This window comes from Nitrosomonas aestuarii (genome assembly GCF_003046585.1).
Classification (GTDB): Bacteria; Pseudomonadota; Gammaproteobacteria; order Burkholderiales; family Nitrosomonadaceae; genus Nitrosomonas; species Nitrosomonas aestuarii.
Genome location: NZ_QAAE01000001.1, coordinates 88,203 through 106,549 on the forward strand (window position 1 = coordinate 88,203; position 18,347 = coordinate 106,549).

The window sequence follows — 18,347 nt, forward strand, 5'->3', positions numbered from 1 at the left end:
ATTTAAGCATGAATTTCCCTTTTCGTTGCTAAAGTAAATACGCGATTGACAGTATAAAATGTTTAAAACATAAATATACGGGTGCCTTCTTGCAATAAAAAGCATCATTAGGAATCACTAAAAACGAGGAGTTAAAATGCTCGAAATCATTATTGCAATTCTTTTGATTTATGCGTTGTTTGCCAGCCTGGTCAGTGGCATTAACGAAATGATCGTTCAAATTTTCGCGATGCGTGGTCGAATTTTATTCGAAGGCATCGTCATGATGCTGGGTGAATTGCCCAAAGAAACCGGGGCTGGCATTAAAAGTTGGTTTAGGAAGGCGAGGCACAAACTCGGGTTTGGCGTGGATCAGAACGCCCATTTAACCAAATCGCTCTACGAGCACCCATTAATCGATACGTTATCACCACCGGGTGGTTCGCGACCTTCCTATATATCGGCTTCGACTTTTTCCACGGCACTTGTGCAGGTGCTGACCAGCGATGGCTCGTTTATGACGCTCAGTCAAAAACTGGATAATCGCACTACTTCCCTGGGCAAATTACTCGGTCCCATGCTTGATGAAGCCAATGGTGACTTGGAGAAATTTAAAGCCAAAGTTGAAAGTCATTTTAATGCGGTAATGGACCGAGTGGGTGGTTGGTATAAACGCCGTGCTCAGGTCGTCATTTTCTTGATTGGACTTGTTCTCGCGAGTGTTTTAAACGTTGACTCCATTTATATAGCACAACAACTTCAAAGAAATCCGGCGCAGGTTGAAACGCTTGTACAAGCGGCAGAGAGGCTCTCTTTGAAAGCGGACGAGGTTGAAAGAAATTTGCCGTCTTTTCGCAGCAACAACCTTATAGATGAAGACAGTGATGCAACCGGGCAAAGGAAATCCATTGATGATGATTTTCTGAAAGAAGTTCAGAAAATCAATCATAAGATTGACGAATTTAAGCATTTGGGATTGCCAATCGGCTGGAATTTATCTGAAAAATCAGACTCGTTGTTGCTGCCACATCAAGATGTACGATTTTTCTGGCTTGGCTGGCTTCTTACGGCGCTGGCCGGTGCACTTGGCGCGCCATTCTGGTTCGATGCCATCTCTAAACTATTTGCCGTACGTGGGACCGGCAAAAAGCCAGAATAAACAGCAGCGCCTGCTGCGTTTTGAATGTCGCCGGTTAGCTTCGGTACTGGTTGGCATTGTACTTTCAGCGATAATGAAGCGGGTTGAACAGAAGCCGTAAGACGGTGCTTGAGATCAACCGGGGAAAGTCATGCTGTCACATTTGTATGTTATTAAAAACAAAGCGCATAACTTAAATCATTCCTGCAGACTCGTTTAATGACGAGTGCTGCAGGAATTTTTGCGTATGATCTGATAACACTAACGGTTATCAAAAAAATATATCTTACTGAAAAGTGTGTTGCTCCAATTCAATAGATATAAAACAAACCTGCTATCTTCTTTCGAAACCGCCTTTGCTCAGAGAGGCTCTTGCTGGCCTGGACGGACGTGCAAAATTAGCATTGAATCCTTGAGGTTTTCCAAAGGCTGACTGCGTGCGTTTGCGTTTTTGCTGTGCAGGCGTGGCAGATTTTTTAAAGCCGTTGCTGCGTTGGTTAGGCTTGAAACGTGGCTCAAGACCAGGCACTGTATGGGAAGCTATTGGTTGCCCCGTATAACGTTCTATGCGCTTTAGATGTATACCATCCTTATTAGACGCAAATGAAACAGCGATACCTGAAGCACCTGCACGTCCTGTACGGCCAATGCGGTGCACATAGTCTTCGGCGAATTTGGGCAGGTCAAAGTTAATCACATGGGTGATATCGGAAACATCGATACCCCTGGCCGCGACATCGGTAGCCACCAGTACACGGAGTCCGCCTTTTCTCAACCTGGTCAATGTTCGGTTACGTTCGCGCTGATTCATGTCGCCATGTAAGGCTGCGGCCGTGTGTCCTCTGGCGTAGAGATTATCAGCAAGTAGATCGGCATCACGTTTGGTTGCTGTAAAAACAATTGCTTGTTTAAGAGATGTATCTTGCAATACATGATCCAGTAATTTGTTTTTATGAGAAAGATCGTCCACATAGTGCAAGCGTTGTTCGATGTTGTCGAGTCTTGCTTTCTGAGAAGCAATTTGAATGCGCTTGGGTGATCTTAATAAGCGTGTGGCGATCTTTTCGATCCCCCCATCCAGTGTTGCTGAAAACATTACTGTTTGTTTGTCTTTAGGTGTGGCGGATGCAATCTGCTCTACGTCGGCAATAAACCCCATGTCGAGCATTCGGTCTGCTTCGTCCAGAATCAACATTTGCAGACGGGAAAAATCGATACGACCACGCTGAATATGATCTATAAGCCGTCCTGGTGTGGCTACCAGAATATCGACTGACTGAGATAACATCTTGTTTTGCAATGGATAAGGCATGCCGCCCAGTATGCTGATGACTTTGGTGCGGGGTAGAAACTTGCCGTATTTTTTCGCCGCATTTGAAACCTGCTCAGCCAATTCGCGCGTAGGTGTGAGAACCAGTACGCGCGGCCCACGGCTGCGTATTTTTGGGGGTTCAGCCAGATGATGGAGTGCAGGCAACATAAAGGCGGCTGTTTTACCCGTGCCGGTTTGTGCGGATGCGATGATGTCAGCCCCGGATATGAGTTCCGGTATCGCCTGCTGTTGAATCGGTGTGGGGGCCGTATATCCTGATTCTTGAATGGCTTTAATTATCAAGGGATGTAGATTGAGATCTTCAAATGACACAATATTTTCCTAAAAAAGTGAGAGAGGCGCACTTGTCAACCAGACATAAAACATATGACTGGAATATTACCAGCGCAATAAAGCATCGCCACTAACCAGAGTTGCCATAAATATAGAAATATACTTAGGAGATATTGAGAATCTGAAGAGAGGTCAGGAAACGATAAAATTAAAACCGGAATAACTGAGATGCGCAAATTGAGTAACAGACGATTATAACATAATATTTTAAATAAAATACTATTTAGAATTGAGTATGTACATGTAGAGAGCAAATGGGATACTCTCGTTTTCAATCGTGACTAGAAGCCACCGGCTTTTGGCCGGTGGGGTCTGCTATTTTATTTCACAACATTTACAGTTACATAAGAAGCTGAAGAATTGCCTGCAGCATCTATCGCTATTGCTTCTATCGTGTGCTTTCCTTTACTTATATGCTTGGGGCGTGTATTCCAATTCGTACTTAAGGTGCTGCCAGTCCCAGTCGCCTCGAGTTTGCCATTGACATAAATGGACAGGCTAATGCCTTCTGCGCCACTATTGTCTGAAGCATTAACAGTGATGGTGATGTTGCCCGAAACATTTCCAGAAACTGGGTTTATGATTTGAACAGCTGGTTGTTCGGTATCGTTGGCTATGGATATGATTGGATTATCCACAATTATCTGGACAGTATCAGAGGATGCGGCATTGCCTGCTGCATCAAACGCGCGCGCAATGAGATTGGCAGGGCCATTTGCAACACCCTTGGAATCCCAGGTAAAGGCAAATGGCGCGGTGGTGTCTACGGCCACACTGGTATTGTTGACCCAAAGTTCGACGCGTGTCACGTCAACGTTATCAAATGCTTCGATATCCACTGGAACCAGGTCTGATACCGAAGCGCCACCCAGAGGATCGAGAATAGCTACAACAGGCGCTTCGTTATCCAATTCAGATATGTCTGAAACAACAGCCTGTACGGCCGCTGCGGCATCTACCCGGCCATAGCCATAATATGGGTCGCGCCCGGCAGCGCCGAGATCAACCGCTGTAGAAAACAAAGTATTTTCGATATCGGTGTTGCGCATTCCAGGGTTGGCGGCCATCATGAGTGCCGCGACACCCGCGGCAACTGGACTGGACAACGAAGTGCCAGAAGATGCACTATAACCACCATTATTGTTTGTGGTCCAGATACTCAGGCCTGGCGCAGATACAGCGACATAGTTGCCATAGCTTGACCAGCTGGTTTTAGCATCATTGCCGCCGGTTGCCGATACGGGGATCAACGCGGTGGTCGGGTTGAAATTTTCATCAATGCCGCTATTTCCGGCGCTGACAAAAACCAGACCGTTTTTATTTCTCATATACTGAGCAGCGTTGACTACGGCCGACCTGCTGGGCATATTAGCAAAGCTGATACTGGCCACGCGCACGCCACGGTCGGCGGCGTAAATCAAACCATTGGCAATCATACTGGTATAGCCGCTGCCATTGGGAGCGGCTACCCGGATTGGCATAATCTTGGCTTGCCCTGCTACGGATGTAACGCCGGTGCTATTATCGCTTGCTGCTGCAGCCGCGCCCGCGACAATAGTGCCGTGGCCGTAAACATCCGATGTATTGGAATTGTTGTCATAAAAATTCCATCCGGGAACCAGTTGTGCTGCAAGATCAGGATGTGCGCTGTTAACACCCGAATCGAGGCTGGCAATGGTTATGCCGGCGCCCAGGGTGTTGTCCCAGGCCAGAGGTGCACCGATTTTGGGGAGATGCCAGGCGTTTGGATAGTAAGTATCGTTCGGGATATAGGTGGGCGATTCGAGATAGTCAAGTTCCACGAACTTAAGATGCGGATGGTGCGCGAGTCTTGCGATTACGCCTTCCTCTGTATATTCGGGCAGATCGACAACATACAAATCGCTTTGGCCTATTTTTCTGGCCTTGCCGTCATGTTCTTTCAGGATATTAGCGAGTGCCTTGGCAGGCAAGCCTGCGCGCGGCATGACCAGAATACGACCTCTGGCCCATTCTTTTGAGTTGCCACGCTTTGAGTGTACATTGTCTGGCAAAGCCTTGCCGGTGATATTGTTTTGAGCGTGCCCGTTAGCGTGCGTGGGTGGCGCGGCGTCCGAGATAACTGGGGTGAGTACCATAAGGCATGTTAAAGCCGCGGTGTTGAAAAAATAACGTGCCCGAGATATGCCATTTAGATCCCAAAATCCTGGCGTGGAGTAAGAAATGGGAGAGGAATGCTGAGTTAAAGTTGGTTGATGAATGCTTTCCATGAATTTATCCTATTTAAATTCAGGGGAAGCCCCGAAAAGGAACTGCTTAAGTCTCCCGTCTAAAGCTCTATTCTTACGAACTCAAAAGCTAATTAACGGTGAACAATTTTTGTTCGAAATTTACCAAAACTATTAATATGGTTAAAGTAACTAATCGCACTATTTTGCAGTCTTGCTATCCTGGGGCATTGGCCCTGTAGATCAATGACTTTGCGTCCCTCACTTTCGCGAGGTTTGCCCTGTTAAAGTTGATGTAATCTGCTGGCCGTAAACGAAACCGATAACCATCATCTTCCATCAAGTAAAAAATACCGGGGTATTTTGAGAAGCATTACGGCACATTCGATTCTTCCTTTGAGGGAAAAATCAAATTTATTTATTTTGCTGTTGAGATTGGTGCAAGTGTAAAATAAATCGACAACGCGATGGCGAAGCGCAAAATGCCGTGTTATATACTCGAGACAAGGTGTGCTGAAATAATGGTGGCTGCAGCGGGGAAAGACATGAAAATGATAATGCAGTTAATTGTTAACGTTGCATAATGAAACATTAAAAAAAACCCGCCGAAGCGGGTAAATGAGTATATTAAAAATATTTATTATTTTTGTTGTCTACGAATTGCGCCAAAACCCAATAAACCAAGAGCTAGCAAAGCAAGTGTCGTGGGCTCTGGTATAACGACCGGAGGATCAGTAGGATCACCGCCACCTTGACCATCATGTGAGAAAGGGGCGTTTATATATCTAAAGTCTCTTCCGCCTACGATGTGATCGTAAACGTCAAAATGAACGTTCGTATAACCCGTTATCGTAACGTTATAGACATTGATCTGTCCAAAATCCGGAAATGTTGTTGGAAATGGAGAGGCTCCGTCAAAGTCTCCAATCGGCGAGTCCGTCAACGTGAAATCGCCAATGCTCCATTCCTCGAAACTGGTGCCTGCTCCGTAGATTCCATGTGCCGGCAGCAAAGAACCATCACCCAGAACAGGTCTTGCGCCGTCGGCAGAAAGACCGTTATAAATCGGGGCGCCCGGTGTGCTGGGGTCTGTCAGCAAAGTTGTAGTGGTCGATGTGAGCGCGATGCTCCCGGTTTCCGAGCTGTTTACGGCTGCAGCCAGCTTGACATCAAAAATTGATCCAAAGGCTCCAACATCACCCAGTACCCAGAGTTTAAAACTGTTTGAACTGCTGACCCATGTTTCGGTAGTGGTGTCGTAAGTGGCGCCTTCCGCATAAAGCTGCAATGTTGGAACTGCAAAGGCGCTTGGCATCGCATACAGCGAACCAATTGCCATGGCGACGACAGACATGGATAAATTTCTAAATTTTTTCATGGTAATTTGATCCTTTTTAAATTTCTAGGTGTTGTTGAGCTACAGTACGGCAGTTGTTCAATATTGCTATTAATAAATATAGCAATATTCATGCCAAAATAATAATATATTGAAATATAAGGATTTGTTTAATTAACTCAAACTCCAGATTTGTCTTGTGTAAAAAAAATCGACAATAATTGCAAGCAATAACTCTGAGCGAGTAATTAGCCCGCTTTATCCTGAGATGTATGTTATCTATCTTTTATGGCTTTGCTTGATTACGTTGACGAAAGCGGAAGCGGAATTGCCTGCTGCATCTGTGGCTACTGCCTTAATGGTGTGTGTGCCAGCTTCAATGCGCTTGGGGTGAGTATTCCAGTTAGTGCTCAATGTACTGCCCGTACCGGTTGCTTCTAGATTTCCATCCACGTAAATGAATAAATTAATATCGGCGGCGCCACTATTGTCTGAAGCATTGACTGAGATGGTGATGTTACCCGAAACATTTCCAGAAACTGGATTAATGATTTGAACAACTGGCGGCTTGGTGTCGATGGCTGTTGTTGGGGTGGGACCGCCTGCATTTGTTTCTTCGATAGTATTTGGATTATCCACAATTATCTGGACAGTATCAGAGGATGCGGCATTGCCTGCTGCATCAAACGCGCGCGCAATGAGATTGGCAGGGCCATTTGCAACACCCTTGGAATCCCAGGTAAAGGCAAATGGCGCGGTGGTGTCTACGGCCACACTGGTATTGTTGACCCAAAGTTCGACGCGTGTCACGTCAACGTTATCAAATGCTTCGATATCCACTGGAACCAGGTCTGATACCGAAGCGCCACCCAGAGGATCGAGAATAGCTACAACAGGCGCTTCGTTATCCAATTCAGGTATGTCTGAAACAACAGCCTGTACGGCCGCTGCGGCATCTACCCGGCCATAGCCATAATATGGGTCGCGCCCGGCAGCGCCGAGATCAACCGCTGTAGAAAACAAAGTATTTTCGATATCGGTGTTGCGCATTCCAGGGTTGGCGGCCATCATGAGTGCCGCGACACCCGCGGCAACTGGACTGGACAACGAAGTGCCAGAAGATGCACTATAACCACCATTATTGTTTGTGGTCCAGATACTCAGGCCTGGCGCAGATACAGCGACATAGTTGCCATAGCTTGACCAGCTGGTTTTAGCATCATTGCCGCCGGTTGCCGATACGGGGATCAACGCGGTGGTCGGGTTGAAATTTTCATCAATGCCGCTATTTCCGGCGCTGACAAAAACCAGACCGTTTTTATTTCTCATATACTGAGCAGCGTTGACTACGGCCGACCTGCTGGGCATATTAGCAAAGCTGATACTGGCCACGCGCACGCCACGGTCGGCGGCGTAAATCAAACCATTGGCAATCATACTGGTATAGCCGCTGCCATTGGGAGCGGCTACCCGGATTGGCATAATCTTGGCTTGCCCTGCTACGGATGTAACGCCGGTGCTATTATCGCTTGCTGCTGCAGCCGCGCCCGCGACAATAGTGCCGTGGCCGTAAACATCCGATGTATTGGAATTGTTGTCATAAAAATTCCATCCGGGAACCAGTTGTGCTGCAAGATCAGGATGTGCGCTGTTAACACCCGAATCGAGGCTGGCAATGGTTATGCCGGCGCCCAGGGTGTTGTCCCAGGCCAGAGGTGCACCGATTTTGGGGAGATGCCAGGCGTTTGGATAGTAAGTATCGTTCGGGATATAGGTGGGCGATTCGAGATAGTCAAGTTCCACGAACTTAAGATGCGGATGGTGCGCGAGTCTTGCGATTACGCCTTCCTCTGTATATTCGGGCAGATCGACAACATACAAATCGCTTTGGCCTATTTTTCTGGCCTTGCCGTCATGTTCTTTCAGGATATTAGCGAGTGCCTTGGCAGGCAAGCCTGCGCGCGGCATGACCAGAATACGACCTCTGGCCCATTCTTTTGAGTTGCCACGCTTTGAGTGTACATTGTCTGGCAAAGCCTTGCCGGTGATATTGTTTTGAGCGTGCCCGTTAGCGTGCGTGGGTGGCGCGGCGCTTGAAATAGCCGATGTGAAAAATATGAAGTATACAAATCCAGCAAAGATGGTAGCAGCCAGACAATGATGTGTGCGGCGCTGGAGAATGGTTAAGATGAATATATTTTTTGATGACACAAGTAATGCAGGTGCATTGTTGGTAGTGATTGTTTTATTGTTGTTCGTCACATTTTTCTCCGTTGGTTGGTTGTTAAAATACGTAATTACACAATTAATTGTGTAATTATTTTTTTCCTTTAGGTGTTGGGAAATTGAAAGGTGCGTTATGCATTGGCTAGAACTACACCATTCATCGTTGAATCGTTTGTTATGGATACTGGCGCTTACATGCCATTAATGCAGGTATTTGTTCTTTTGATATGCTTCTTTTGAAGATTTTGCCATTTTAAATTCATATTATTGATTATCTCTTTGATAGTTACTGGCTTGCGCAGCGCGTTGTCAATACTGGTTGTGTTTATTCTTGCTTACCTGATTACTTGAAAAAGATGGTTTTATCGTTAGTTGTTACTATGGCTCTGCTTGCAAGATTGCAAAGCAAATTTTGTGCCAATCATGTTATTGTCTATAAACAAAGGGTTATGGTTGTGTGTTAATTATGCAAGAATCTTGTTGTTGTTCAATGATTCAGCGGACTGTGAATAAATATCAACATATTGTTTTTTAGGGATATTGTTTGTCTCTGTAAAGAGACAAGCTAGTTTGGTAGACGACGATTTTTGATTTGTAACGGAGTCGTTGATTGGGTGATTCCCATATGACAAACTATAAATGTCTGACTCGATTGATAATTTGTTTTGTCAGTTCAGACGAACTTGTGCTTAGAGTTTATCCAGTCTGCGGTACTGGACCGCCTCTGCGATATGTTGATTGTTTATTTTTTCAGCAGCCGATAAATCCGCAATTGTTCGTGCTACCTTCAAAATACGGTGATATGCGCGGGCAGATAGATTCAAACGGCTGATTGCCTGTCTGAGCAGGGTTTCACTGGTGGCATCCAGTGTGCAGAATTGATCGATTTCCTTGACGCCCAGGCGATTGTTGGTTTTTCCCTGTCGGTTGAGTTGCCGCTGGTGTGACGCTTCAACACGTTTTCGTATGGTGCTGCTTTTTTCACCGGTTGAGCGTTGTTGCATCAATTCTTCCTGTGGCACCGCCGGAACTTCAATTTGAAGATCAATGCGATCCATTAACGGCCCGGAAATTTTGCCACGGTAACGTGTAATCTGGTCGGGCGTACAGTGACATCTGCCGCTGTGGTGACCTAAGTAGCCACAAGGGCAAGGATTCATGGCTGCAAGCAATTGAAAGCGGGCAGGGAACTCGGCCTGGCGTGCTGCTCTTGAAATGGTGATTTTTCCGGATTCCAGTGGTTCGCGTAAAACTTCCAGCACTCTGCGGTCAAACTCAGCTAATTCATCCAGAAACAGTACGCCATGCATGGCCAGAGAGATTTCGCCGGGGCGTGGGTGGCTACCGCCACCTACGAGCGCAACCCCGGATGCGGTGTGATGCGGTGAACGGTAGGGTCTGCGCTTCCAATTGGCAATGTCGAAGCTGCCTTGACTCAAGGACTGTATGGCAGCTGATTCCAGTGCCTCGACTTCCGACATGGGCGGCAGTATGCCAGGAAAACGCGCTGCAAGCATGGATTTGCCAGTGCCGGGCGGTCCAATCATCAATGCACTGTGATTTCCGGCAGCGGCAATTTCAAGTGCGCGTTTGACTCGCGCCTGTCCTTTGACTTCGGCCATGTCGAGGTAATTGACAGCGTCATTTTGCGTGCCCGGTAAACGCGTATAAACGGATAAAGGCGCGTCTCCTGAAAGGTGCGCGCTGATCTGCAGGAGCGATTGTGCGGCATAAATATGTGCTTTTTTAACCAGTGCAGCTTCGGTTGCGTTTTGTTGTGGTAAAACAAAGCTGCGCCCCGATTCTGCGGCGCTGTAGGTCATTGCCAGGGCGCCATGTATCGGACGTAATTCACCAGTCAGAGCCAGTTCGCCCGCCCATTCATATTGATCCAGTTTGTCGGCAGGGATTTGTCCGGAGGCGGCCAAAATGCCTAAAGCGATCGGCAAGTCAAAGCGACCGCTTTCTTTGGGTAAATCTGCTGGTGCCAGATTAATGGTAATACGCTGTGCCGGAATTTTAAACTGCGCGTTTTGTAGAGCGGCTCTAACCCGGTCTTTGCTTTCTTTGACTTCTGTTTCCGGCAGACCGACAATAGTGAAACTCGGTAGTCCATTGGCGATATGCGTTTCAACCGTCACGAGCGGTGCATGCATACCGGAAAGTGCGCGGCTATAAAGAACAGCCAGAGACATTTGTATGATCGGGGTCTGTCAATTTTATGCGTGTCTAGATGCTGGCAGTAAATGCAATAATAGTGTTTCCATGTTACCGTGTATGCAAATAACCAATCAGCGCGTTTTATAATGAAGTTGCTTTAGGCTGTTCTGCACCGGTTGTTTGTGAATTTTCGGACGTGATCTCAGATTCCGGTGCGGATTTGGATCCTGTTTCAGACAGGCCGAACTGTTGTTCTATTTCTTTTACCTTGGCTTCCAGTAAAATCAATTTTTCTCTTGTGCGCTGTAAGACTTCCTGCTGTACATCAAATTCATCACGTGTAACCAGGTCCAGACGGGAAAAAACGCCTGATAATACAGCACGCATATTTTTTTCAACGTCCTTGGCGGGGCTGTTTTGAAGTATCTCGCTAACCTTTGAATTAATTTCTTCAATAACATTTTTGTTAAGCATTTTTTTCTCCATGGTTTAAATTGTAACTATCGATGAAATAGGGAACGACTCTGACGTGGTAAAATCCCATTTTGATCGTCGGTAACTTGATGACGGTTGTTTTTTATGAATGTATTATTATCGATTGTTACGGATTACGGTTTTATTTCTTTTCTTAATTAATATGAATACATTAATCATCTTTGATCGTAACAGGATTTAGCAACAGGGTCATCTTTAGTCAATCTAAATTTTCTAATTATCAGCATGAAACGTTTGCAATTGCTTGAAAACTGGATAGCACAGCAATTTCCTGAAAAGTCGTTTACGTTGCAGCCGGCATCGGCGGATGCCAGTTTCCGGCGCTATTATCGCGTTACACTGGGTGATGAAACTTTGATTGCTATGGATGCGCCGCCCCCTCACGAAGATTGTGCGCCTTTCGTGCAAGTGGCGCAACTGCTGGCGGGGACGGCACATGTGCCAGTAGTACAAGCAAGCGATATGAAGCGGGGATTTTTGTTGTTATCCGATTTGGGTGATCTGACTTATTTGCAGGCACTGACAGACCGACCTGAAAATGCAAAGGCTTTGTATGCGGATGCAACTAGGGCACTGATCGATATGCAATTGATCGTGCCACTGGACGGCATGCCGGTTTATGATGAAAATTTATTGCGATATGAGCTGAATTTGTTTCCTGAATGGTATGTCGCCAGGCATTTACAGATTGATTTGACTGCAAATCAGAAAACGGTTCTTGAGCAGACTTTTGGTCGAATTTTACAGAATAATTTATCTCAGCCGCGCGTTTTTGTGCACCGGGATTATCATTCCCGAAATCTCATGGTAACGACTCCTAACCCGGGTATTCTTGATTTTCAGGATGCCGTGCTGGGGCCTATCACCTATGATCTGGTTTCATTGCTAAAGGATGCTTATATTTGCTGGGATGAAACGCATATACTTGACTGGGCCATTCGTTATTGGGAAGGAGCGCGCCGGGCTGGTTTATCCGTATCGAGTGATTTTGGTAATTTTTATCGTGATTTCGAGTGGATGGGTGTCCAGCGCCACATCAAGGTATTGGGTATATTCGCACGTTTAGCATATCGGGACGGCAAGCAATCTTATCTGAACGATATGCCTTTAGTGATGACTTATCTGCGTAAAGCATGTGAGCGCTATCAGGAGTTGCGTCCCTTCCTTAAGTTGCTGGATGAGCTGGATAATAATGAATCGTCGGACGAGAGAGTTGGGTATACCTTTTGAAACTACCTTATAAAGCCATGATTCTGGCTGCCGGTCGTGGAGAACGGATGCGTCCGCTGACAGATACCATGCCGAAACCGCTGTTGCAGGCTGGTAAATACAAGTTGATTGAATATCAAATTATGCGTCTTGCGCAGGCGGGCTTCAGGAATATCGTCATAAATCATGCCTATCTCGGAGAAGTGATCGAAGCAGCGTTGGGCGATGGTGAACGCTATGGCGTTCAGATTGTATATTCGGCAGAACAGTTTGTTTTAGAAACAGCCGGTGGTATAGCCAATGCATTGCCATTATTAACCGATGATGCGGGTAATCTGCCGTTCCTGGTGGTCAATGGGGATATTTATTGTGAGTTTGATTACGGGAAGCTTTTGCCTGTTTTGCAATCCATGTATCAATATAGTTCCAATCGCCTTTTACATTTGGTTCTGGTTGATAATCCAGTACATCATGTTTCGGGTGATTTTGCGCTCACTCATGACAAACTGGCACTGAATGGTGACGGAAACTATCTGACATTCAGCGGTATAGGTATTTATCACCCTTTGTTATTTGAAAGTGTGGAACCAGGTATGCCGATCAAGCTTGCGCCGATACTGCGTGCTGCGATCAATGAAAAAAAAGCGACAGGAGAGCATTTTGCAGGTGTCTGGCTGGATGTTGGTACGCCTGAGCGACTTCAGCAACTGGACAGACAGTTGAGTGCTCAAAAGCAATAGGTATAGCGCATTATTAAAGTTAAAAAATTATGAATGATATTGAACGTTTTGTAACACGACGCAGGCAACTGGCGTCTAAAATGCAGGGTGGGGTAGCAGTTATTCCAACCGCAACTGAGCAATTGCGTAATCGGGATGTGCATTACCCGTATCGATTTGACAGTTATTTTTATTATTTAACTGGGTTTAAGGAGCCGGAAGCAGTTTTGGTGATTGAGGCTGCATCGAAAGAAAAGCCCACCAGACATATTTTGTTTTGCCGTGATAAGGATGTGGAACGTGAGATATGGGATGGTTTTCGTTGTGGCCCGGAGCTTGCCAAAGAAGCCTTCGGTTTTGACGAGGCTTATTCCATCTCGAAACTGGATGAGATATTGCCCAAGCTTTTGGGTGATCAACCTGCTGTTTATTCACCATTGGGACATGATACTGCCTGGGACCAGCGTATTGCCGGCTGGATCAATAAAGTGCGTGCTGAAGGTCGAAGTGGTGTGATAGCGCCGAGTGAAATTCGCGACTATCGTACCTTGCTGGATGAAATGCGCCTGATCAAGGATGAATTTGAGTTGCAGATCATGCGCCACGCGGCTGATATCTCGGTGCAGGCGCATTGCCGAGCCATGCAGACAACACATCCTGACATGTACGAATATGAAATAGAGGCCGAGTTGTTATACACCTTCCATCGTCATGGTGCGCGTACACCTGCATATACATCTATTGTGGCGGGCGGTGCAAATGCGTGTATTTTGCATTATATCGATAACAATGCGCAATTGAAGTCAGGTGATTTGTTATTGATTGATGCCGGTTGTGAATTGGAAGGGTATGCCTCCGATATAACCCGCACGTATCCAGTCAATGGCCGGTTTTCACCAGTACAAAGGGATATCTATCAATTAGTATTATCCGCGCAGCAAGCAGCCATTGATAAAGTGAGACCGGGTAATACCTGGAATGATCCGCATGATGCGGCACTGCAGGTGTTGGTTCAGGGTTTTATTGATTTCGGATTATGTCAGGGCAGTGTGGAAGGTGTACTGGAATCGGAAGATTACAAGCGCTTTTATATGCATCGAACGGGCCATTGGCTGGGTATGGACGTGCATGATGTAGGTGAATACAAGCAACAAGGTGCATGGCGGGAATTTTGTCCAGGAATGACGTTGACTGTCGAGCCGGGTTGTTATATTCGACCTGCTGAAAATGTCCCGCAACATTTTTGGGGAATTGGCGTGCGTATCGAAGATGATGTACTGGTTACTGTAGATGGCAATGAACTTTTGACAGCGGAGGCACCCAAAACAGTGACAGAGATAGAGGAGTTAATGAAATGAATGATGAACAACGCAGAATTATAATCAGAAGAATCTCCGGTTACGGACAGGCGGGATCAGATTCGCAAGATCGTGGATCGGTGTCATCGATCAATCGTTGGGTTGCGCTAGCGATTATGATTCCGGTTTTAGCACTGATGGCGGTGCTGGGTGTGTTCTTTTTTACCATTTTCGTTGCTTTGTTTTCCATCATAGCGGTTGTTGTTGGTGTGAGAATCTGGTGGTTGCGAAGAAAATTTCAGCGTGCCATGGAACAGGCAAATACAGATCATTCAGGACAGGCTGCTCAATCTTCAGAATCCATTATCGTGGAAGATGCCGAGATTATTGAAGAAACTACTGTCAAAAGAGAAAGTAAAAAGACTCGTGGTGATGTCAATAGTTAGACAGGTATCATTGTGAATAGTCTTGTCGTTGTTTCACGCAAACCTTAAACACGCCTCAGCGCTGACATGTGATCAGCCCTGAAGCATTGTTGAAGTTGAATTAACCGGAATACAGCTAACTTTCCAGTTTTATTGCCGACTTATTTCTTTGTATCAGCATCCATGTTTTCTTGATATTGCTGGAAATGCTCATCACTGCAGAAGAACCGTCCATTAAAACGTATGGCTTCTTCTTTAGGGATAAGAATCTTGCATACATCGCAAGCTACGATATCACCTTCTGCTGCGAGTGGGCTATCTTCATTATAGGTATCGCTGCGTTTGCTTTTTTCCTTTTGTTCTTCCTTTTGGGTGGGTTCAGGCTCATCCACTTCGTTAGACCAGGTCGCTTTCTGATAATTTGTTTCCGGTTGATAATCATCCGTAATACTGGTGTCTTCTCCAAGAAAAATATCTTTATAGCTCACGTAGATAGAGGCAAAAATGGTTGGAATCAGTATCACTAAGCCGGCACCATAAGGCATAAATGCAAATATTGTAAATATAATTAGTAAGATGCCATAAAGCTGAAAGGGTATGATGTTTCTTAAGCAGGCAAAAAAGCTTTTTTTCATTGCCGGGATTGGCTGCAGATTATGAAAAACGACCAGTAACGGCGAAAACCAGGCAGCCATCATCAATGGAATGGAAAACAGCAATGCAACTAGCGAAGCCGTTAACATGTTGTCCATAACGACCATCAATTCATTTTCATCTACTCTTTTTCCGTAAAGCAGCATGTCGGTCATCTGACTGCCACCGATCATCATCACCAGGCCGAGAATCAATACCTGTCCGATGAGATAAATTCCACCAACAGTAACCAGAGACGTGACGTTGGTTTTAAAAGCAATAAATAGGTGAGCAATTTCCAGTTGTCTTCCCTGGTCTTGTTCACGACATCCGATCATAATACCGGCCAGAAAAACCGGCGAGATGAGGGTAAATACAAATTGTCCCAGCATAGGAATCAGAGCGAGTGTCATGGCGATTAAGAGAAGGGTGAAGCAGACCAATACCCAGATCATTGGAGCCTTGCGGAACATATGAAAACCATTGGCTATCCAGTGCCATCCATGTTTTGCGCTGACTTGACGAATTTCCATTAATGTTTCTCCAGTTGTTAAGTTCGATATGGCGATTTTATGAATTAATTATCTTGGAAATCTTCAAAGAATTGATTTCCTATATCCAGAGTTGTTTCAGTCCGTCGTTATTGGCTGCATGACTTTTTAGCAGCATTTTGAAGTCATCCGGGTCTTTGGCATGTGTCAGTTCTCCGGGGCGTGGCAAATAAAAGTCATACAAACGGGAGATCCAGAAACGCAATGCCCCGGCACGTAACATGACAGGCCAGAAATAATGTTCTGAAGGCGATAACGGCCGGACGGTGTGATACGCTTCAATCAGTGACAAAGTGCGCGTTTCATCGAGTTTTTTGTTTTCGGTAATACACCAGTCATTCACGACTATAGCGAGATCGTATAATAAGCAATCGTTACAAGCAAAATAAAAATCAATAACGCCCCCAATACTATGGTCTGTAAACAGAATATTGTCACGAAAAAGGTCGGCATGAATGACGCCTCTGGGAAGATCCTGGAGTTGTTGTGATAACTGGAAGTTAAGCTCCTCATCCAGTAGCGTTTGTGCGTCTTGATCGAGAAATGATTTGATTTCGGGCGCTTTGGTTTGCCACCATTTTAAGCCACGCGGGTTTTCCATGCGGGCGGGATATGTCTGACCACGTAAATGCATTTTGGCCAGCATGCTGCCGACTTGAATACAATGTTCCTTGGTGGGTTTTTCCAGCGATTTTCCGGGTAAACAGGTGACAATAGTAGCAGGCTTTCCATTTAATTCACCCAGTAAACTATTGTTTAGCATGGGTACCGGATCGGGACAGGGAATGTGATGACTTGAAAGATGTGCCATGAGATTCAAATAATAAGGTAATTCAGTGGCTGTCAATTTTTCAAATAGTGTCAGTACGAATCGGCCTTGGGAAGTGGTAACAAAAAAATTTGTATTTTCAATACCGGAAGATATACCCTGTAGCTTGATGAGTTCGCCCAGTGCATAGTTTTTCAGCCAGTCCGAGAGTTGATTTTCAGTGACAGGTGTAAAAACAGACATGCGTTAAAAGAAGGAAAATAGAATAAGGGGTGCGGCTAAGTGACTAAGGTGTATAAAAACAATTGGGTTATATTGATCGGTTTTTTTTACCAATTCTAGAATTCCAGAATTCGCCACATGGGTGCGCTGACATTACTGCCAGGCTCACCAGGATGTGCGTCCAAACGGCCACGATTTTTGACCAGATAATAGGGAAAGCCTACGCGTGGAATCACCTTGATCATATAAAGCTCACCATTGATTCGATGTTCTTCAATCGTATCTTCTCCGCGTTTGATAATGGTAATCTGGGGCTCCAGATCTGGATCGATTTCCATATCTGGCGGCAGTGGCGGTGGTGCGGTTAATTCCGGCAAATCAGAGTCAGGTGGTAATTCGGGTAACTCTGGAATTTCCGGCAGCGGTACCAGATTTTTGGGTATGTTGGACTGCGCTACCAGCGACATGGCAAAGGATAGCGAGAAACATAACAATATAATCAAAAATAATCTGCGCATGGTGGTTCCAAGAGTTCCCGTAGGAGATTTGAGCTTTCGTATAATGTATTTTACCTAATTTAGTGAATCTTGGTTACAGATTCAGTTGAATTTCTCTTTCTTTGGCATTGGGCTCAAAGCCACGCGTTTCATAGTATTTAAATATAGCATTGACGACTTCACACGGTTCATCAATAATTTCGACGAGATGCATGTCTTCAGGTGAAATAAATCCTTCCGTAATCAGGGTGCTTTGAAACCAATCAATCAGGCCTTTCCAGAATTCCGAGTTCACGAGAATAATGGGCATTTTACGTGTTTTTCCGGTCTGTATCAGTGTCAGCGCTTCCATTATTTCATCCAAGGTGCCAAATCCGCCTGGCATAACGACATAGGCAGTAGCAAATTTAACAAACATGTACTTGCGTGCAAAGAAGTGACGGAATGACTGGCTGATATCCTGATACGCATTACGATGTTGTTCGTGCGGCAGTTGAATATTCAGGCCGACGCTGGGAGATTTTCCATAAAAAGCACCTTTGTTGGCTGCCTCCATAATACCGGGTCCGCCGCCTGAAATTACCGAAAATCCTGCGTCTGAAAGCTGCCGGGCGATCTGTTCGGTCAATTTATAGTGAGGATGATTGGAATCGGTGCGTGCGCTGCCAAAAATGCTGACAGCAGGCTGAATCGTATCAAGACGTTCCGTTCCTTCGACAAATTCTGCCATAATTCCGAATAAGCGCCATGATTCTTTAGCGGACCATAGTTTTTCAAGCGACAGTGTCATGGCAGGTTTATTTTGCAGGCTCATAGG

At 45.6% G+C, this 18,347-nt stretch carries 15 protein-coding genes and 1 riboswitch; of the genes, 5 read left to right on the forward strand and 10 right to left on the reverse strand.

The window, feature by feature from the left end; genetic code table 11:
- The first annotated feature begins 136 nt into the window (after nucleotides 1-136).
- A complete protein-coding gene (locus C8R11_RS00465) occupies nucleotides 137-1,138 on the forward strand; it encodes a hypothetical protein (protein ID WP_107793997.1) in 1,002 nt (333 codons plus the stop codon).
- 313 nt (nucleotides 1,139-1,451) lie between these two features.
- Here the strand turns inward: C8R11_RS00465 and C8R11_RS00470 are convergent, their stop codons facing one another.
- From C8R11_RS00470 to C8R11_RS00495, 6 genes are all read right to left on the reverse strand, one after another.
- On the reverse strand, nucleotides 1,452-2,762 hold the full coding sequence (locus tag C8R11_RS00470; protein ID WP_107793998.1) for a DEAD/DEAH box helicase: 1,311 nt from the start codon (nucleotides 2,760-2,762) through the stop codon (nucleotides 1,452-1,454).
- A gap of 341 nt (nucleotides 2,763-3,103) precedes the next feature.
- Nucleotides 3,104-5,032 (reverse strand): S8 family serine peptidase, encoded by a 1,929-nt coding sequence (locus C8R11_RS00475; RefSeq protein ID WP_244907494.1) that lies wholly within the window; start codon nucleotides 5,030-5,032, stop codon nucleotides 3,104-3,106.
- Nucleotides 5,033-5,194: 162 nt separating this feature from the next.
- Nucleotides 5,195-5,281: riboswitch (cyclic di-GMP riboswitch) on the reverse strand.
- 349 nt (nucleotides 5,282-5,630) lie between these two features.
- On the reverse strand, nucleotides 5,631-6,368 hold the full coding sequence (locus C8R11_RS16585) for a choice-of-anchor N protein (protein WP_244907495.1): 738 nt from the start codon (nucleotides 6,366-6,368) through the stop codon (nucleotides 5,631-5,633).
- Between the two features lie 237 nt (nucleotides 6,369-6,605).
- Nucleotides 6,606-8,588: a S8 family serine peptidase gene (locus tag C8R11_RS00485; RefSeq protein WP_244907496.1), complete on the reverse strand. Its 1,983-nt coding sequence runs from the start codon at nucleotides 8,586-8,588 to the stop codon at nucleotides 6,606-6,608.
- Between the two features lie 653 nt (nucleotides 8,589-9,241).
- The gene (locus C8R11_RS00490; protein ID WP_107793999.1) at nucleotides 9,242-10,747 is read right to left on the reverse strand and encodes a YifB family Mg chelatase-like AAA ATPase; all 1,506 of its coding nucleotides are present in this window, start codon (nucleotides 10,745-10,747) and stop codon (nucleotides 9,242-9,244) included.
- A 106-nt stretch (nucleotides 10,748-10,853) separates the two neighbouring features.
- Nucleotides 10,854-11,186, reverse strand: a complete 333-nt coding sequence (locus C8R11_RS00495) for an accessory factor UbiK family protein (RefSeq protein WP_090697942.1) — start codon at nucleotides 11,184-11,186, stop codon at nucleotides 10,854-10,856.
- A 246-nt stretch (nucleotides 11,187-11,432) separates the two neighbouring features.
- Between C8R11_RS00495 and C8R11_RS00500 the strand changes: the two genes are divergently transcribed.
- Genes C8R11_RS00500 through C8R11_RS00515 form a run of 4 tightly spaced genes read left to right on the forward strand, consistent with a single transcriptional unit; the run spans nucleotide 11,433 to nucleotide 14,879 of the window.
- On the forward strand, nucleotides 11,433-12,437 hold the full coding sequence (locus tag C8R11_RS00500; protein ID WP_107794000.1) for an aminoglycoside phosphotransferase family protein: 1,005 nt from the start codon (nucleotides 11,433-11,435) through the stop codon (nucleotides 12,435-12,437).
- A 17-nt stretch (nucleotides 12,438-12,454) separates the two neighbouring features.
- A complete protein-coding gene (gene murU / locus C8R11_RS00505; protein ID WP_107794177.1) occupies nucleotides 12,455-13,156 on the forward strand; it encodes an N-acetylmuramate alpha-1-phosphate uridylyltransferase MurU in 702 nt (233 codons plus the stop codon).
- Nucleotides 13,157-13,185: 29 nt separating this feature from the next.
- A complete protein-coding gene (gene pepP / locus C8R11_RS00510) occupies nucleotides 13,186-14,493 on the forward strand; it encodes a Xaa-Pro aminopeptidase (RefSeq protein ID WP_107794001.1) in 1,308 nt (435 codons plus the stop codon).
- Nucleotides 14,490-14,879, forward strand: a complete 390-nt coding sequence (locus C8R11_RS00515; RefSeq protein WP_090697949.1) for a hypothetical protein — start codon at nucleotides 14,490-14,492, stop codon at nucleotides 14,877-14,879. Before pepP ends, C8R11_RS00515 begins: the two co-directional genes overlap by 4 nt.
- Nucleotides 14,880-15,019: 140 nt before the next feature.
- On the opposite strand, the gene C8R11_RS00520 is transcribed toward C8R11_RS00515, so the two are convergent.
- From C8R11_RS00520 to C8R11_RS00535, 4 genes are all read right to left on the reverse strand, one after another.
- A complete protein-coding gene (locus C8R11_RS00520; RefSeq protein ID WP_090697951.1) occupies nucleotides 15,020-16,024 on the reverse strand; it encodes a BPSS1780 family membrane protein in 1,005 nt (334 codons plus the stop codon).
- Nucleotides 16,025-16,103: 79 nt separating this feature from the next.
- The gene (locus C8R11_RS00525; protein WP_107794002.1) at nucleotides 16,104-17,054 is read right to left on the reverse strand and encodes a homoserine kinase; all 951 of its coding nucleotides are present in this window, start codon (nucleotides 17,052-17,054) and stop codon (nucleotides 16,104-16,106) included.
- A 95-nt stretch (nucleotides 17,055-17,149) separates the two neighbouring features.
- A complete protein-coding gene (locus C8R11_RS00530) occupies nucleotides 17,150-17,551 on the reverse strand; it encodes a DUF2782 domain-containing protein (RefSeq protein ID WP_107794003.1) in 402 nt (133 codons plus the stop codon).
- Nucleotides 17,552-17,624: 73 nt separating this feature from the next.
- Nucleotides 17,625-18,344, reverse strand: coding sequence for an LOG family protein (locus tag C8R11_RS00535; RefSeq protein ID WP_090697957.1), 720 nt, complete (start codon nucleotides 18,342-18,344; stop codon nucleotides 17,625-17,627).
- Nucleotides 18,345-18,347: the final 3 nt, after the last annotated feature.

Coding starts and splice junctions, on each gene's coding strand:
- C8R11_RS00515 (WP_090697949.1), top strand. CDS start 14,490: ATGAATGATGAACAACGCAGAATTATAATCAGAAGAATCTCCGGTTAC.
- C8R11_RS00475 (WP_244907494.1), bottom strand. CDS start 5,032: ATGGAAAGCATTCATCAACCAACTTTAACTCAGCATTCCTCTCCCATT.
- C8R11_RS00535 (WP_090697957.1), bottom strand. CDS start 18,344: ATGAGCCTGCAAAATAAACCTGCCATGACACTGTCGCTTGAAAAACTA.
- C8R11_RS00490 (WP_107793999.1), bottom strand. CDS start 10,747: ATGTCTCTGGCTGTTCTTTATAGCCGCGCACTTTCCGGTATGCATGCA.
- C8R11_RS00525 (WP_107794002.1), bottom strand. CDS start 17,054: ATGTCTGTTTTTACACCTGTCACTGAAAATCAACTCTCGGACTGGCTG.
- murU (WP_107794177.1), top strand. CDS start 12,455: ATGATTCTGGCTGCCGGTCGTGGAGAACGGATGCGTCCGCTGACAGAT.
- pepP (WP_107794001.1), top strand. CDS start 13,186: ATGAATGATATTGAACGTTTTGTAACACGACGCAGGCAACTGGCGTCT.
- C8R11_RS00495 (WP_090697942.1), bottom strand. CDS start 11,186: ATGCTTAACAAAAATGTTATTGAAGAAATTAATTCAAAGGTTAGCGAG.
- C8R11_RS00520 (WP_090697951.1), bottom strand. CDS start 16,024: ATGGAAATTCGTCAAGTCAGCGCAAAACATGGATGGCACTGGATAGCC.
- C8R11_RS00465 (WP_107793997.1), top strand. CDS start 137: ATGCTCGAAATCATTATTGCAATTCTTTTGATTTATGCGTTGTTTGCC.
- C8R11_RS00500 (WP_107794000.1), top strand. CDS start 11,433: ATGAAACGTTTGCAATTGCTTGAAAACTGGATAGCACAGCAATTTCCT.
- C8R11_RS16585 (WP_244907495.1), bottom strand. CDS start 6,368: ATGAAAAAATTTAGAAATTTATCCATGTCTGTCGTCGCCATGGCAATT.
- C8R11_RS00530 (WP_107794003.1), bottom strand. CDS start 17,551: ATGCGCAGATTATTTTTGATTATATTGTTATGTTTCTCGCTATCCTTT.